Below are 15,052 nucleotides of genomic sequence, written 5' to 3'. Positions count from 1 at the left end.
TGCCCGGGAAATCCGGGCGGTAACGTGTTTCCGGTGACGATTGATGGCCCACCCACCGCGCGCCAGGCGCCCACCGAGCGCACCTTCCACGGCGACACGGTCGTCGACGAGTTCGCCTGGCTGATGGCCAAGGAGGACCCGGCGACCATCGCTCATCTGGAGGCGGAGAACGCCTGGACCGAGCAGGCGACCGCGCACCTGGCGGGCCTCCGAGAAAAGATCTTCCAGGAGATCAAGGGCCGCACCCAGGAGACCGATCTGTCGGTTCCGAGCCGTAAGGGCGGGTTCTGGTATTACACCCGCACCGAGGAGGGCAAGCAGTACGGGATTCATTGCCGCGTCCCCGTCGCCGCCGGGGAGACGGACCCGCCGATGGCCGCCGACAAGCCCGGCGAGCAGGTGCTTCTCGACGGCAACGAGCTGGCCGAGGGTAAGGAGTTCTTCGCGCTCGGCACCTTCGACGTGAGCCCGGACGGCAACTGGCTGGCCTATTCGACCGACTTCGACGGCGACGAGCGGTTCACCCTGCGCGTCAAGAATCTGGTGACCGGCGAGGTGCTGGCCGACGAGGTGACCGACGTCTTCTACGGCAGCGCGTGGTCCGCCGACGGCACGACGCTGTTCTACATCACGGTCGACGAGGCGTGGCGCCCCTACCGGGTGTGGCGGCACACGGTCGGCAGCAGCGAGAACACATTGATCTACGAGGAGCCGGACGAGAGGTTCTGGGTGGGCGTCGACCTCACCCGGAGCGAGAAGTTCATCGTCATCGACACCCAGAGCAAGATCACTTCTGAGGTACGGGTCATCCCTGCCGACATGCCGGATGCCGAGCCGACCCTGATCACCGAGCGTCGGCAGGGTGTGGAGTATTCGATCGAGCACCACGGCCACCGGTTCCTGATCCTGCACAACCGGGATGCCGAGGACTTCGCGGTCGCCTGGACCTCGGTGGACAACCCCGGCGAGTGGATCGAGATGATCCCGCACCAGCCGGGTACCCGCCTAGAGTCTGTCGACGCGTTCTCCCGCCACCTGGTGATCTCACTGCGGCGCGACGGTCTGACCGGCCTGCGGGTGATCGCCGACGGCAGCACGGCCTCCTACGACATGGAGTTCCCCGAGCCGCTGTACAGCGTCGGCCTGGCCGGCAACCCGGAGTACGAGACGAACTCCGTCCGGATCTCCTACACCTCGCTGATCACGCCGGATTCGGTCTACGACGTCGACCTGGTCACCCGCTCGATGACGCTGCGTAAGCAGAAGCCCGTTCTCGGCGACTACCAGCCGAACGACTACGAGCAGTTCCGTGAGTGGGCGACAGCCCCCGACGGCACTCGCGTGCCGATCTCGCTCGTGGCGCGCAAGGGCGTGAAACGGGACGGTTCGGCGCCGGCGCTCCTCTACGGCTACGGGTCCTACGAGCACTCCATCGACCCGTATTTCTCGATCGCCCGCCTGTCCCTGCTGGACCGTGGTGTGGTCTTCGCGATCGCCCACGTCCGTGGTGGCGGCGAAATGGGTCGGCAGTGGTATGAGCAGGGCAAAATGCTCGCCAAGCGCAACACGTTCACCGACTTCGTGGCGGCTGCCGAGGCTCTGGTCCGGAGCCGATGGACGTCCGCCGACCGCCTGGTGGCCCGCGGCGGCTCGGCCGGCGGCCTGCTCATGGGCGCGATCGCCAACATCGCCCCGGAGGCGTTCGCCGGCGTCCTCGCCGAAGTTCCCTTCGTGGACCCGCTCACCTCGATCCTCGACCCGTCACTGCCACTGACGGTCACCGAGTGGGAGGAGTGGGGCAACCCGATCGAGTCGGCCGAGGTCTACGCCTACATGAAGGCCTACAGCCCGTATGAAAACGTCACCAAGCAGCACTACCCCCGGATCCTCGCGGTGACCAGCCTCAACGACACGCGGGTCCTCTACCACGAGCCGGCCAAGTGGATCGCCCGGCTGCGTGCCGTGGCTCCCGAAGGCACCTACCTCCTCAAGACCGAGATGGGCGCCGGTCACGCCGGCCCGAGCGGCCGTTACGACGCCTGGAAGGAAGAGGCCTTCAACCTCGCCTGGGTCCTCGACGTCCTGCAGCCCGCCTGACCGAACCCGGCCGCCGCGGCATCCGCACCCGCGAATGCCGCGGCGCCCGAAACGCCCCACCCGCCAGGCACCGCGGCATTTCAGCGCGCCGGACCCCGTCATCGCCGCGGTCAGCCGGGGCACGATCAAACCCATTCGGCAGTACGGCCACCCCGTCCCACCGAACCAGACCGTCCCGCAGCTACCAGGCGACGTAGCAGCATCACCGGATCACAGCGCCCGCATCCGGGCGCATGCGAGCGCACGGCCCGTCCCGTTCAGCCCACCCGAATCTCCTCCAAGTCGGTGTTCATCCGGAGCAGCAGCACGCCCATCCCCGCCACCAGGGCCAACGCCGCCACCGCGCCGCCACCCAGAAGCAGCAGGTCCCCCATCGGCACCTCGATCGGAATGGTCACCCGCAGCCCCGGCTCGTCGGCTTCACCGACCGTGACAGTCGACCCGAGGGACCGCACGATCGACCAGCCGAGAGTCAACGAGATCACCACGGCCGGCACCGCGGGCCCGAGCGCCTGCCAGGCGATGGCTTCCCCGAGCACCCGGCGCGGCACCCCGGCCGCCACCTGCGCGGCGTAGACCCGCCGGCGGGTGGTGATGCCCTCGGCGAGCGCCACCAGGATGCCGGCCGCGGCCAGCCCGATGACGACGGCCACCGCCAGGTCGATCAGCGTGATCGGGTTCAGGTGGTACTCCCCGCCGGGAATGGGTGGCCGCCCACTGAGGCCGGCCATCCGGTCGCCGGCATCCTGCATCGCCACCACATAGGCACGCACCGAACTGGCGCCCGCGCCGACGATCAGGGCGGCGAACAGCGCGGCATGCAGCCGGCTGCCGCTCCACGGGTCGGCTGTCAGCCGCCGCCCGGCGAGCAGCAGGCCGGGCCGTCTCCCGAACCGTTGCAGCAGCTCACCAGTGGTATAGGCGATCCAGCCGGACCCGATCAGCACTCCGGCGGTGGCCAGCAGCACGACCGCGGCCAGGGTGAGCGCCGCCAGGCCCGGACCTGGCTCGGCCTCGTCGGCATTGTCCAGTAGCCAGCCGCCGAACGGATCGACGACCACCGGCGCCAGGACCCCTCCGATGATCAGCAGGCCCGGCCAGCCGGCCGGTCGACGATCGCGCACCCGCCGCACCACCCCGAGCGGTGTCACGATCACCGGCCGCAGCAGAATCACCGCACCGACCGCGGTCAGCACCGGCACGAGCAGCAGAACCGAACCCGTCATCACCATCGACGGCAGCACGTCGGTGGGCAGAGCCCGGCTGCCGTCCTGCGCCTGTCGATCGAGCACCGCCCGCCATGTCAGGTAGAGCCCGAGACCCACCACCGATCCGAGCGTCGCGGCCAGCACCGTCTCCCACACCGCCAGCCGCGCGGCCTGCCCCGGCGTCGCGCCGACCAGGCGTAGCAGGGCGAACCGCCGGTCCCGGCCGGGCGAACCGAAGCGGATGCTCTGCCCGGCCAGCACGAGGATCGGCACGGCCACCAGCAGCAGCGCCGCGATCACCGCGGCCCGCTGCTCGCCGCGGGCGATCATCTCGATCCGGTAGGGGGCGTCGCCGTCGGGGATCGCCGCGACCGTGGCAGCGGCGAGCAGGGTCACGGCGGCCAGCGCGGAACTGGCCGCGGTCAGCGCCGTCCGGATCCGGTCGGCCCGGCCACCGGCTGTGGCCAGGCGAAACAGCACCGCGGGCCGGATCGGGGAGTCCGTCAGGGTGTCATGTCTTCCGGGAGCGACGGTCGTGGTCATGCGGCACGGATCTCTTCGAGGTCGGTGCTGCTGCGGAGCACCAGCATCCCGATCCCGGCCACCACCGTCATGGCGAGGATGGTCCCGCCGGTGAGCAGCGCCAACTGCTCCCACGGCACCGGCACGGGCAGGGTCACGACCGGGTCGGTCACGACGGTCCGGGCGCAGGTCTCCAGGTCGGCCGCCGGGTCGGTGCAGGTCTCGGTGGTTCCTCCGCCCACCGTGACCTCGTGGTAGATCGACCGGACCAGGACCAGCCCGGAGACGACGGCGAGGCCGAGCGCGGGGACGAGCGGCGCCAGGGTCTGCCACAGCAGCGTCCCGGCGAGGGCCCGGCCGGGTGTGCCGGCAGCGGTCAGTGCGGCGTTGGTGCGCCGCCGGGCGACCACGCTCTCGGCCAGCGCCACCAGCATGCCCGCCGCCGAGACGGCCACGCCGACACCGACCGCGACCAGCACGAGCCGGGCACTGTTCACATAGAAGGCGGCGTGCTCCGGGTCGGCCGGCATCCCGATCAGGACGCCGAACTGATCCTCCGCGCGGCCCTGGCTCACGAAGAGGGCGTGGTAGCCCATGGCCGCGCCGCCGATCACGGCGGCGCCGAGCAGCGCGCCGAGGGTGCGGCTCCCGTTCCACGGGTCGGCCATCATCCGGCGACCGGCCAGTAGGGTGACCGGTCCGCGCCCGAAGCGGTGCAGCAGCCGGCCGGCCGTGTACGAGATCCACCCGGTGCCGACCACCACGCCGATCATCACCAGCACCGTGCCGAGCAGCATCAACGCCCCGAAGACGTAGCTGGACAGCACCATCCGCTCGGACAGCCAGACCGGCACGTTGAACAGGACGATGCCGACCGCGATGGCGAGCCCGGGCCAGGGGCGGGGCCCGTGTCTGCGCTGCCGGCGCACCACCCCGAGCGGAGTGACCGCCACGCCGCGCATCAGGAGCAACCCGATCAGGCCGCTCAGAACCGGCACCGCCACGACAGCCACCGCCAGTGACATCGGCGTGGGGAACATGTCGGTGGGCAGCCTCAGCCGCCCGTCCGGGCCGGGCGCATGCAGGGCCTGCCGGACGGCCAGGTAGAGGCCGAAGCCCGCGGCGGAACCGAGGATGCTCGCGGCGATCGTCTCGGCGACGGCGATCAGGACGGCCTGCCCGGGTGTGGCGCCGGCCAGCCGGATGGCGGCCAGGCGCCGGTCACGGGCCGGCGCACCGAGCCGGATGCACTGCCCGGCCAGAGCCAGCACCGGCAGGGTGAGCAGCAGCAACCCGAAGATCACGCCGAGACGCAGACCGGGCTCACGCAGCAGCGGGCTGGTGTAGTGCTCCGCACCGGGCGCGAGCCAGTTGCTCCCGTCCGGCTGGTCCACCGGCTCCCCGCCCCGGATGGCGGCGACCGTGGCGGCTGCCAGCATCGCGGTGGTGGCGAGGGCCGCGCTGATCGCCGTGAGCACCGTCCGTAACGTGTCCGTCCTGTTTCCGGCGGTGCTGAGCCGGATGAGGGTGGCCGCTCTCACGGCGCGCCCACGCCGAGGCCGGTCGGGTCGACGGCACCGTCACGCAGCACGATCTCCCGATCCGCATACGCCGCGACCGGCGCCTCATGGGTGACGAGCACCACCGCCGTGCCCTCCTCGCGCACCGCCCGGACGATCGCCTGCATCACCTGCTCGCCGTTGAGCTGGTCGAGCGCGCCGGTGGGCTCGTCGGCGAAGAGCACCCGGGGCCGCGTCACCATGGCCCGGGCCACCGCGCAGCGCTGCTGTTGCCCGCCGGACATCGCACCGGGCATCTGGTCCGCGACGTCGGCGACCCCGAACCGGTCGAGCCAGGCGAGCGCCGCCTCCCGTGCTTCTCGCCGCCCCGAACCGGCGAGAAGCAACGGCAGGGCGACATTTTCGGCGGCCGTCAGCTCGGGCACCATCTGCCCGAACTGGAACAGCACCCCGAACTCGCTGCGCCGCAGCCGGGACCGCGCCGCCTCGGACCACATCCCGATGTTCTGATCGCGGAAGACCACCGAGCCGTGGTCGGCCCGGAGGATCCCGGCCAGGCAGTGCAGAAGGGTGGACTTGCCGCAGCCGCTCGGGCCGGTGACCGCCACGATCTCGCCCTCGGCGACGCTGAGGTCGACGCCGCGCAGCGCTGGGGTGGCGCCGTAGTCCTTGGTGATTCCTGTCCCGGTCAGCAGCGGAGCGGTCACGCGGTCACTTCCTTCTGTAGGTCGGCGACGCGGGCCAGCGTGGTCTGCAACCAGCGCAGGTCGGCGTCGAGGTGGCCGATGGCGTAGTCGGCGGCGACCACGTCGCCGACGGTGGCGCCCGGCGCGGACTTGACGGCGGTCAGCTCGCGCAGCCGGGTCATGTGGGCGGATCGTTGGGCGGCCAGATAGTCCCGGGCCCGGTCGGCGTCGGCGGCGAGCAGGGCGACCACCACCTTGGCGAAGAGGGTGCTCGTCACATAGGGAGCGGGCGGCTCGATCTCGGTGAGCCATTGCGCGAGCCGCTCCCGGCCGGAGTCGGTCAGCGTGTACGCCGTACGCTCCGGGCCGCCCTCCTGCTCCTGCCCGGACTGCTCGACGAACCCGTCCCGCTCCAGCCGCCCGAGCGTGGAGTAGACCTGGCCATACGCCAATGGTTTGGCCTGTGGCAGCCGCTCGTCGTGGGCCCGCTTGAGGTCGTAACCGTGTCGCGGGCCCCCGGCGAGCAACCCCAGGAGCACATGCGCCGTGGACATGGGCGCTACTATTCACTCAGTGAATAGCCGCCGTCAAGCCACCACCGCGGGGAGGATTCGATGTCAGACCGAGCGGCGCAGCGCGACGACGGCGATGTCGTCGGCCTGTTCCCGGGCGCCGGTGAGCTGGGTGTGCAGGCGCCGGCAGAAGGCGTCGAGATCGTCCTCGATGTGGGCGGCGCCGGCCGCGAGCGCGTTCAGCCCTTGGTCGAGGTCGGCGTCCCGGCGCTCGATCAGGCCGTCGGTGTAAAGCACCAGGGTGCCGCCCGGCGGCAGGGTGTATTCGAGTTCGGCGCGGCGGGGCGCGGCGATGCCGAGCAGCGCTCCGCGCGGGGCGAGGTAGCGCACCTCCCCGTCGGCGTGCACGAGTGGCGGCGGGTGCCCGGCGCTGGCCATCCGGATCCGGCCGGTGGCCGGTTCCAGGGTGAGCAGGCAGAGCGTGGCCGACTCGGTGGGCAGCACCGTCCGCATGAATCGGTTGACCAGTTCGAGCACCGCGCCGGGCGAGTGCCCCTCGACGGCGTAAGCACGGACGGCGTGCCGGATCTCGGCCATCACCGTGGCGGCGTGCAGCGAGTGCCCCGCCACGTCCCCGATCGCGACGAGCAGCCGGTCGTCGAGCATCGTGAGCTCGTAGAAGTCGCCGCCCACCTCGGTCTGCGCGCTGGCCGGCTCGTAAAGGAAGGCCAGGTCGACACCGGGCACCTCGGGCAGGCGCGACTGGAGCAGGCTGCGCTGGAGGGTGACCGCGATCCGGTGTTCCTCGTCGAAGGATCGCTGCGCCTCCACGGCCGCGGCGACCGCTTGGGAGAGTTGCCGGAGCACGGGGAAACCAGGGGTCTGCGAGCTGCCGGGCACGGCGACGTAAACGGGTGGCCGGTCGGCGCGCAGACGGGCCGCGGCGACGGCGACGGTCTCGCCGGCCGGCCAGTCGACGACGTCCCAGTCGGCCGGCTCGTCGCTGCGCACGAGCGATCCGACGGCCACCCGATGCCCGGGGACGGCCCATCGGCGTACCGTCGAGGGTTTGCCGGTCGCCGTGAGGCTCTCGCCCTCGGATGTCTCGGCGACCACCGCGACCGGTCCGCCGAAGATGTCGACCGCTCCCTCGGCGGCGGCCGCGAGCAGGGCCGGCAGCGTGGGCGCCGAGTTGATCGCCAGGGTGGTCTCGGCCAGCCGCACCATCCGCTCGGCGAGCAGTTCGGCGCGTTGCCGGGCGCGGTAATAGCGGAGCACGGCCTGGGCGGTGGCGATCAGCTCGTCCGGCTCGATCGGCTCGACGAGGTAGGCGTCGGCGCCCCGGTTCAGCCCCTGGGTGCGGTCGACCACGTCGACGGCGTGTGCCGACACGTGGATCACGGGGAGTACGCCGTACCGCGAATCGCTCTTGATCGTCTCACAGACGTCGAAACCGCTCATGTCCGGCAGTTTCACGTCGAGGACGACGAGGTCGAATTCTCCTTCCAGGAGCCGGGTCAGCGCTGCTCCGCCGGTCTCCGCCTCGTGCACTGTGAAACCGGCCCGGCTGAGCCAGTTGACCAGCAGGTATCGCTTGGTCGCGCTGTCGTCTACGACGAGGACGGTGGCGGGTGTCATGACGCGAGCGGGAGCCGGAGGGTGAAGGTGCTGCCCTCGCCGGGGGTGGAGTCGACCCGCAGGGCGCCACCGAGGATCCCGGCGAGCCGCCGGGCGTATGGCAGGCCCAGGCCGGTGCCCTTGCCGCTGACCGGTTTGCTCCCCGGCACCTGGTAAAACTCCTCGAAGATGCGTTCCTGCAGCTCCGGCGGGATGCCGTAACCGGTGTCGGCGACGACGAACTCGGCATCGTCGTCGATCCGGCGCACGCTGAGCCGGACCGAGCCGGCCTCGGTGAACTTCAGCGCGTTGGTGAGGAGGTTGCGCAGCACCTGGGCGAGCAGCACCTCGTCGGAGCGCAGGGTGGGCAGGCCCGGCTCCTCCACCGTGAAATCGACCTCGGGCCGGGTGGCGAGCGGGCGCAGGGTGCCGCGCAGTTGACCGAAGACCGCTTTCAGATCCACCTCGGACCACGTCGGCTCGATCCGGCCAGCCTCCGCCTTGGCCAGGTCGAGCAGGCCGTTGACCAGGGTCAGCAGGTCGGTGGCCGAGCCGCGGATCAGGTCGACCTGGCGGCGCTGCTCGGTGGTGAGCTCGTCGGAGCCGGAGTCGGTGAGCAGCCGGCCGAGGCCGATGATCGCGGTGACCGGGGCCCGCAGCTCGTGGCTGACGTTGGCCAGGAACCGGCTTTTCGCCTCGCTGGCCGCCGCGAGCTGTGCAGATTTCTCGTCGAGCTCGGCGTAGAGAGCGACCACGCCACGGTTGGTCTCCTCCAGCTCCTGGGAGAGCTGGTTGTAGAGGGCCATCACGCCGCGGTTGGTCTCCTCGAGTTCGGCGTTGAGCCGGGCCAGGTCGTCACGCTGCGCGCGCACCTCGTCGAGGGCGGAGATGAGCTGCTGATTCTGCACCGCCAGCTCGTCCAGCGGGGTGCCCGGTACGTGCCGCGCCAACTCGGCGTGGATCTCGTCCATCCGTTCGGGGGTCAGCCGCGGGGCGCCCGCCGGCAACCGCCGGGCCATCCGGACGACCGTTCCGGATTCACCATTGTCGACCTCCATCGTGTCGACCAGGCGGCCGACCTGCTGTAACTGTCCGGCAAGGCGGGACTCCTCCCCGCGCGCCGGATGCGTCATGGCTACGTGGAGAGTAGGTACCCCGATCGCTTCGACGGTGAACGTCACCTCGGCGGGCCGTCCGAGGCTCAGCAGGACCCGGCCCACCTCGCTGAGCGCCGTCGCCATCCTGGTCTGGTCCTGTGACTCCAGACCGACCGTCCGGGCCACCTCGCGGCCGAGCTGCCTCACCACGAAGATGTCCTGCTCGACCCGCAGGCGCATGCGCATCAGCGGCTCGGCGGTCATGAGACCCGCGCCACCAGCACACCGGCGTCGTCCCGGCGGGTTCCGGCGTCCCGCAGCAGGGTGGCAGCGATCACCTCGGGCGTACGGGTGACCAGGCCCGGATAGTCGGCGAGGTTCCACCTGTCGACCAGCCCGTCGGTGTGCATCACCACGATCGCGCCGGGTGCGAGCGGGTAGTCGTACTCCCGCACCTGTCGTCGCTGGTGCCCCGCGATGCCGGGCATGGAGACCATGCCGCGCCGCCCGCCGTCCGGGGCGAGCACGGTGCCGGAGATGTTGCCGAGACCCGCATAGCGGACCACCCCGGCCTCGGCGTCCAGCTCGGCGACGGCGAGTGCGGCGCCGCGGGTGTGCCCGAGCATGCGGTGCAACACCTCCACCATCTGAGCGGGCCGGACCGCCGGCGCCTGGTGGAACCCGCGCACCGCCTCGTGGGACGCCGCCGCGGCCAGGCCGCCGTGACCGAGCCCGTCACTGAGCAGAAGCTGCCGGCGGCCGTCGATCTCGCGGACCGCGTAGGCGTCGCCGCTGGCCGTCTCGCCGTTCAACGGACGAGTCAGGCCCGCCGCCCAGCCCGGATTCGGCGCCGCGCCGGGCCACACCTGCACGCTCAGCACGGTCCCCTTGCCGGGCACCGAGTGCAGATCCCACCGGCTGGCCTGCCGCAGGATGGCGCCGAGCCCGATGCCGAGCGTCCCGGCAGTGGAGTGCCCGTCACCGATGGACCGCTGGACGTCGATCATGCCGGGCCCGCTGTCGATCGCGATGAGCTCGACCCCGGCCTCGTCGGCGGCCCGGATCACCCGCACCAGGATCGTGCCCTGGGCCGCGTGTTTGACCAGGTTGCCGGCGGCTTCGGCGGCGACGATGGAGAGGTCGCCGATGCGCTGCTCGGGCATGTCCAGGCTGGCCGCGAGGCGTTCGGCGGCCCGGCGCACGGCGGAGGCCGTCCCCGGCTCCTCCACCCGGAACCAGACCCCTCCGTCCAGGAGTCCTTCGGGTAGGGACGCCACCGCGCCTCCGCTCATCGGCACCACTTGACGATCGTAATGGTCGTGCCTTTGCCCGGCTCGGTGTCGATGTCGAATTCGTCGACGAGCCGTCGTGCGCCGCTGAGCCCCAGCCCGAGGCCGCCACCTGTGGTGTAGCCGTCGGTGAGAGCCAGATCCAGATCGGCGATGCCGGGACCACGGTCGGCGAAGACGATCCGGATGCCGCCTCGCCGCTCGTTGTGGACGCGGGTCACCTCGACCTCGCCCCCACCACCGTAGACCAGCGTGTTGCGGGCCAGCTCACTCGCCGCGGTGACGAGTTTCGTCTGGTCCACCAGAGACAGCTTCACGGCCACCGCGACGGTACGCACCAGCTGCCGGACCCGGACGACGTCCTGGTCGGTCACGACCGGAAGGCGCTGGCTCTCGTCGTTCACGATTCGGTTACCACTACCGGGTCGGGCTCGTCGTCCTCGGGCTCGCCGTCGTCCTCGCGGCTGCCGAGCATCGCGATGCCCAGCTCGACGTTGAGGGCCGTCCGGATCCCCGGCAGCGACAGCCCCAGCTCGACCAGTGTGATCGCCACCGCCGGGCGCATGCCGACCACGACGGTCTCGGCATCCAGCACCCGGGAGACCGAGGCGATGGTCGCGAGCGTACGCCCGACGAACGAGTCGACGATGTCCAGCGCGCTGATGTCGATGATCACGCCGTGCACGCCGGTCGCGACGATCCGCTCGGCGAGGTCCTCCTGCAGCTGCAGGGCGACCTGGTCCTCCATGTCGATCTGGATGGAGACCAGCAGGATGTCACCGATCTTCAGGACCGGGACCCGCTCCACGTCAGCGTCCCGACCGCTTGTTCTGGCTGATCACGTAACGCAACGCGTCGGCCAGCGAGGACTTGGTGGCGATGTCGCCGAACTCGATGCCGAGAGCGACGATCGTCTGCGCGATCTGCGGGCGGATGCCGGAGATGATGCAGTCGGCGCCCATCAGGCGGGCCGCCACGACGGTCTTGAGGATGTGCTGCGCGACCTGGGTGTCGACCGCTGGCACACCGGTGATGTCGATGATCGCGTACGGCGAGCCGGTGTCCACCAGGGTCTGCAGGAGGCGCTCCATGACCACCTGGGCACGTGCCGAGTCCAGAGTACCGACCAGCGGCACGGCGACGACGCCCTCCCAGAGCTTGACCACCGGCGTGGAGAGCTCGAGCAGCTGCTCGGCCTGGTCCGCGATGATCGACTCGCGGATCCGCACGTAGCTGTCGAAGGTGAAGAGCGCGGCCTGGTCCACGAAGCTCGAGAAGGCCACGTAGTCCCGAAGGGTGGCGGCATCACTCTGGTCTCCGAGCACCTCCAGCGTCACGTCCTTGAACGCGTAGATGCTGACGGCGGTCTCGGTGGCGCTGAACCCCTGCCGCGCCCGGCCGCTGGACAGCTCGGTGAGCTGGGCACGCAACTCGGCGGCCGCATCCTGACCGAGATCAGTGGCCCCGCCGGCGAACGCCTGCTGGAAGGCCCGCCGCAGGTCGGTGGTCTGTCGACGGAGCTCGGCGCTGCTCAGCCGGCCACGGAGGCCGGCGGCGACCAGCTCGGTCCAGCGGCTCGCCAGCTGCTCCGCCTGCCCTTCCAGCAGCGCGGCGAAGCGCCTCGCCTCGTCCGGACTGAGCGGCATCAGTGCCTCCCCCAACTACAGCGATCCTGCGCAACGGCCGGACTTTACCATCAGCATGTCCAATAGTTGCTGTAAGCCAAGTAACGGACCGAGGGTCAAAGGCGCGTCCCGTTCTGCGCGCCCCGGGGTACGTGGAGTACCGTTCAGCAATAACTGGAGGTCGGCGAATGTCCCTGACGGTACAAACGGAACAGCGTGACGACATGGTGGTCGTGTCGGTCGCTGGTGAGCTTGACATGGCAACCGCCCCCCAGCTGCAGGATCAGATCAGTGACCTGCTGGAGAAGGGCCGGACCCGCCTGGTCTTCGACCTGGCCGAGGTGTCCTTCTGCGACTCGACGGGCCTGTCGGTCTTCGTCCGCGCGAAGAACAGCACCGACGACGCCGGCGGCACCGTCCGCCTGGCCGCGCCGCAGCGCGGGGTGCTCCGCATCCTCGAGGTGAGCGGCCTGGTCGAGGTGCTGCACACCTATCCCACGGTCGACGAGGCGGTCGCCGCCGACGAGCCTGCGCTCGACTGAGATCCGGTCGGCGTAGTTTGTCGTCGACCGGTGACGGGCACCCCGTCGCCGGACTGACCTCGGCCCCAGGAGTGTGCCCGTGAGCAAGATGTTCCAAGGCTTCAAAGACTTCATCATGCGCGGCAACGTCGTCGACCTCGCGGTCGGCGTCGTGATCGGTGCCGCGTTCACCACGGTTGTCACCAAGTTCACCGATGGATTCCTGAAGCCACTGATCCAGCTGATGGGCGGCGGCAAGGGGCTGGAAGCCGGCACCTTCAAGGTCAACGGTGTTCCGTTCGACTACGCCTCGTTCCTCAACGCGGTCATCACCTTCCTGCTGACCGCCGCGGTGCTCTACTTCCTCGTGGTCATGCCGCTGAACGTGCTGGCCGAGCGCCGCCGCCGCGGCGAGGAGCCGCCGCCGAAGGCGCCCAGCGAGGAGGTCAAGCTGCTCACCGAGATCCGCGACGCTCTGCTGCGCGGCCAGGGCCACCAGGTCTCCAACAGCGCCCTCGACGACGTGCTCAAGCGGCCGCACCCCGACCAGCCCCGCTGAAATCTCAAAAGATCCGCCCTCCCGGCACCGTTCGAACAGATGTTCGATACAGTGCCGGGATGGAGCAGCGTAAGCACTGGTGGAACAGCAAGTGGGGGCGGCTGGCCCGCAAGGACGTCTACTTACGCACCAGCGGTGATCAGTGGTATGTCGAGCAGCGCGCCGGCGGCTCGGACGGGGTGTCGCACTTCTTCGAGTACGACAGCGAGGACGCGGCCCTCGACATGATCCGCGCCCTGCTCTCCGGCCCGGACGAGTGGCGTGAGCTCTCGGTCCGCCCGGCCGACCGCTAAGCAGCCCGGTGATCGTCCTGATGCCGCGCGGTCAGCGGGCCGCGCGGCGGTGGCAGCAGCCTGAGCCCCGGCCGGGGCGCCTCCTCGTGGACCTCGGTGTCGAAACGTGCCCGCCAGCCTGCCCCCATCCGGGCGCCGGGCGGCCGGGCCTCCCCACCGGCGCCGCGGGACAGGGCGACCACCAGCAGATATCCGACGATCACGAAACCGTGGCCGACCAGTCGGCCGACGTCGACGCGCCCGCCGGTCAGGTCGGTGACCGAGATCAGCAGGAGCATCCCGACGAAGGCGGTCAGCATCGGCACCAGACCGGTCGGTCGGGTCCGCCGCAGCGCGATGAAGAGATAGCCGGCGCCGACGGCGACGTTCCACGCGGCCGACTCGTGCCAGAGGTGCCCTTGAGAGGCGCCCAGCCCGTTGTGCGCGTGGTCCACCGTCGCCCCGCCACCGACCTGGGTCAGCCCGAGGATCAGCTGCACGGCGCCGACCAGCGCCAGCGCGACGTAGAGCAGACCGGCTCTCGGCATGCGCAGCCGCCACCGGCGATGGGCCGGCGGCGCGGGCAGCGCGGCCAGGATCGCGGCCGTCAGGTCCGGCACCTCCGGCACCGGGGCGGTCCGGGTCAGCCGGTTCACCACCGCCGCCCGGTCCAGCCAGTCCCGGCAGCCGGCGCATCCGGTCAGGTGCTCGTCGACCAGCGGGCGCATCGCCGGGTCGTCCTCGCCGTCCAGCTGCGCGGAGAGCATCTCGCGCCACCGCTCACATGCCATGACCTGATAGTCGCCTGCGCGGCCGCCCGAGTTCCCGCCGGGGCTCACTGATGTTCGTGACCGAGCATCCGGCGCCGCTCCCGGAAAGCACGAAGGTTCGCCGTGTTGCCGCAGGTGCTGACGTCGTGCCAGACGCCGCTGTTGTTGCGCGAGGTGTCGAAGAAGGCGGCACGGCACGCCTGGTTGTTGCACAGCTTCAGCCGCGGCCACATCCCCGCCTGCTGGGCCAGCAGCGCCTCCGCCCACAGCGCCGACGCCAGCCAGCGCACCCCACGGCCGGTCGGCACGACCCGCACCCAGCCCGCCCCGTCCGGCACCAGGCTCACCTGGACGTCGGCCGGCGGCAGCAACGCCTCATCCATCTCCGGGCTAGCCCCCGCCGTCACCACATGCTCGAAAGCGGTGCGCAGCCGGCGCATCGACCGCAGATCGGCGACGGAGAGCAGCAGAGTCGGCCCGGGCAGCCCCGACACGTGCGACCACAACCCGAGCGCGTCGGTCACCCACCACTGGGCGTCCTCGACGCTGGCCAGCAGATCAGGCGCATACGACATTGCCGGGCGAGTGTTCAGCAACTCCTGCACGAGAGCGAAACCACCCGGCGCCTCCCGTACACCGTGCCGCGCGCTGGCCTTCCATGACATACCCAAAGCCTACTCGGCTCTTTTTCCCGTGTGCGCGGAACGCCACCCGAGCGAGTGGACGATTGCCGTTCATCGGTGGATGGTCGTGAATG

The 15,052-nt window shown here is 70.7% G+C and carries 16 protein-coding genes; 4 read left to right on the top strand and 12 right to left on the bottom strand.

Features of this window, described 5'->3' with window-relative positions:
* Nucleotides 1-33: 33 nt before the first annotated feature.
* The gene (locus BM290_RS33845; RefSeq protein WP_093620224.1) at nt 34-2,097 is read left to right on the top strand and encodes a S9 family peptidase; all 2,064 of its coding nucleotides are present in this window, start codon (nt 34-36) and stop codon (nt 2,095-2,097) included.
* A gap of 257 nt (nt 2,098-2,354) precedes the next feature.
* Here the strand turns inward: BM290_RS33845 and BM290_RS33840 are convergent, their stop codons facing one another.
* From BM290_RS33840 to BM290_RS33795, 10 genes are all read right to left on the bottom strand, one after another.
* Nucleotides 2,355-3,848, bottom strand: a complete 1,494-nt coding sequence (locus tag BM290_RS33840) for an FtsX-like permease family protein (RefSeq protein ID WP_239143927.1) — start codon at nt 3,846-3,848, stop codon at nt 2,355-2,357.
* Nucleotides 3,845-5,305, bottom strand: a complete 1,461-nt coding sequence (locus BM290_RS33835; protein WP_307837968.1) for an FtsX-like permease family protein — start codon at nt 5,303-5,305, stop codon at nt 3,845-3,847. The genes BM290_RS33840 and BM290_RS33835 overlap by 4 nt, the downstream gene beginning before the upstream one ends.
* A gap of 59 nt (nt 5,306-5,364) precedes the next feature.
* Nucleotides 5,365-6,054 carry an ABC transporter ATP-binding protein gene (locus tag BM290_RS33830; protein ID WP_093620012.1) on the bottom strand — a complete coding sequence of 230 codons (690 nt, stop codon included), beginning with the start codon at nt 6,052-6,054 and terminating at the stop codon, nt 5,365-5,367.
* The gene (locus BM290_RS33825; protein ID WP_093620011.1) at nt 6,051-6,587 is read right to left on the bottom strand and encodes a PadR family transcriptional regulator; all 537 of its coding nucleotides are present in this window, start codon (nt 6,585-6,587) and stop codon (nt 6,051-6,053) included. Before BM290_RS33825 ends, BM290_RS33830 begins: the two co-directional genes overlap by 4 nt.
* Before the next feature lie 63 nt (nt 6,588-6,650).
* Entirely contained in the window at nt 6,651-8,183 is a 1,533-nt protein-coding gene (locus BM290_RS33820) for a SpoIIE family protein phosphatase (protein ID WP_093620010.1), read from the bottom strand.
* Nucleotides 8,180-9,523 (bottom strand): sensor histidine kinase, encoded by a 1,344-nt coding sequence (locus tag BM290_RS33815; protein ID WP_093620009.1) that lies wholly within the window; start codon nt 9,521-9,523, stop codon nt 8,180-8,182. Before BM290_RS33815 ends, BM290_RS33820 begins: the two co-directional genes overlap by 4 nt.
* A complete protein-coding gene (locus BM290_RS33810) occupies nt 9,520-10,551 on the bottom strand; it encodes a SpoIIE family protein phosphatase (protein WP_093620222.1) in 1,032 nt (343 codons plus the stop codon). Before BM290_RS33810 ends, BM290_RS33815 begins: the two co-directional genes overlap by 4 nt.
* The gene (locus tag BM290_RS33805; RefSeq protein ID WP_093620008.1) at nt 10,548-10,952 is read right to left on the bottom strand and encodes an ATP-binding protein; all 405 of its coding nucleotides are present in this window, start codon (nt 10,950-10,952) and stop codon (nt 10,548-10,550) included. The genes BM290_RS33810 and BM290_RS33805 overlap by 4 nt, the downstream gene beginning before the upstream one ends.
* Nucleotides 10,949-11,356: an STAS domain-containing protein gene (locus BM290_RS33800; protein WP_093620007.1), complete on the bottom strand. Its 408-nt coding sequence runs from the start codon at nt 11,354-11,356 to the stop codon at nt 10,949-10,951. The genes BM290_RS33805 and BM290_RS33800 overlap by 4 nt, the downstream gene beginning before the upstream one ends.
* 1 nt (nt 11,357) lies before the next feature.
* Nucleotides 11,358-12,194, bottom strand: coding sequence for an STAS domain-containing protein (locus tag BM290_RS33795; RefSeq protein ID WP_093620006.1), 837 nt, complete (start codon nt 12,192-12,194; stop codon nt 11,358-11,360).
* Nucleotides 12,195-12,361: 167 nt separating this feature from the next.
* Between BM290_RS33795 and BM290_RS33790 the strand changes: the two genes are divergently transcribed.
* The 3 genes from BM290_RS33790 to BM290_RS33780 all read left to right on the top strand — a co-directional run bounded on the left by BM290_RS33790 (nt 12,362) and on the right by BM290_RS33780 (nt 13,546).
* Entirely contained in the window at nt 12,362-12,715 is a 354-nt protein-coding gene (locus BM290_RS33790; protein ID WP_093620005.1) for an STAS domain-containing protein, read from the top strand.
* Nucleotides 12,716-12,803: 88 nt separating this feature from the next.
* A complete protein-coding gene (gene mscL / locus BM290_RS33785; protein ID WP_093620221.1) occupies nt 12,804-13,253 on the top strand; it encodes a large conductance mechanosensitive channel protein MscL in 450 nt (149 codons plus the stop codon).
* Between the two features lie 59 nt (nt 13,254-13,312).
* Nucleotides 13,313-13,546 (top strand): hypothetical protein, encoded by a 234-nt coding sequence (locus BM290_RS33780; RefSeq protein ID WP_093620004.1) that lies wholly within the window; start codon nt 13,313-13,315, stop codon nt 13,544-13,546.
* Here the strand turns inward: BM290_RS33780 and BM290_RS33775 are convergent.
* Together BM290_RS33775 and BM290_RS50830 are read right to left on the bottom strand one after the other, a co-directional pair.
* Nucleotides 13,543-14,316, bottom strand: a complete 774-nt coding sequence (locus BM290_RS33775) for a zf-HC2 domain-containing protein (protein ID WP_093620220.1) — start codon at nt 14,314-14,316, stop codon at nt 13,543-13,545. The two genes, BM290_RS33780 and BM290_RS33775, sit on opposite strands and share 4 nt — an antisense overlap.
* Nucleotides 14,317-14,360: 44 nt before the next feature.
* On the bottom strand, nt 14,361-14,960 hold the full coding sequence (locus BM290_RS50830) for a CGNR zinc finger domain-containing protein (RefSeq protein ID WP_093620003.1): 600 nt from the start codon (nt 14,958-14,960) through the stop codon (nt 14,361-14,363).
* Nucleotides 14,961-15,052 lie beyond the last annotated feature (92 nt).

The sequence above is a fragment of the Actinoplanes philippinensis genome (genome assembly GCF_900113015.1).
GTDB lineage: Bacteria > Actinomycetota > Actinomycetes > Mycobacteriales > Micromonosporaceae > Actinoplanes > Actinoplanes philippinensis.
This window is presented reverse-complemented; position numbering and strand designations above follow the sequence as displayed.

What these genes read in the sequence shown, in the direction of transcription:
- BM290_RS33815 (WP_093620009.1), bottom strand. Translation starts at nt 9,523, where the DNA reads ATGACCGCCGAGCCGCTGATGCGCATGCGCCTGCGGGTCGAGCAGGAC.
- BM290_RS33780 (WP_093620004.1), top strand. Translation starts at nt 13,313, where the DNA reads ATGGAGCAGCGTAAGCACTGGTGGAACAGCAAGTGGGGGCGGCTGGCC.
- BM290_RS33775 (WP_093620220.1), bottom strand. Translation starts at nt 14,316, where the DNA reads ATGGCATGTGAGCGGTGGCGCGAGATGCTCTCCGCGCAGCTGGACGGC.
- BM290_RS33790 (WP_093620005.1), top strand. Translation starts at nt 12,362, where the DNA reads ATGTCCCTGACGGTACAAACGGAACAGCGTGACGACATGGTGGTCGTG.
- BM290_RS33820 (WP_093620010.1), bottom strand. Translation starts at nt 8,183, where the DNA reads ATGACACCCGCCACCGTCCTCGTCGTAGACGACAGCGCGACCAAGCGA.
- BM290_RS33840 (WP_239143927.1), bottom strand. Translation starts at nt 3,848, where the DNA reads ATGACCACGACCGTCGCTCCCGGAAGACATGACACCCTGACGGACTCC.
- BM290_RS50830 (WP_093620003.1), bottom strand. Translation starts at nt 14,960, where the DNA reads ATGTCATGGAAGGCCAGCGCGCGGCACGGTGTACGGGAGGCGCCGGGT.
- BM290_RS33825 (WP_093620011.1), bottom strand. Translation starts at nt 6,587, where the DNA reads ATGTCCACGGCGCATGTGCTCCTGGGGTTGCTCGCCGGGGGCCCGCGA.
- mscL (WP_093620221.1), top strand. Translation starts at nt 12,804, where the DNA reads ATGTTCCAAGGCTTCAAAGACTTCATCATGCGCGGCAACGTCGTCGAC.
- BM290_RS33795 (WP_093620006.1), bottom strand. Translation starts at nt 12,194, where the DNA reads ATGCCGCTCAGTCCGGACGAGGCGAGGCGCTTCGCCGCGCTGCTGGAA.
- BM290_RS33810 (WP_093620222.1), bottom strand. Translation starts at nt 10,551, where the DNA reads ATGAGCGGAGGCGCGGTGGCGTCCCTACCCGAAGGACTCCTGGACGGA.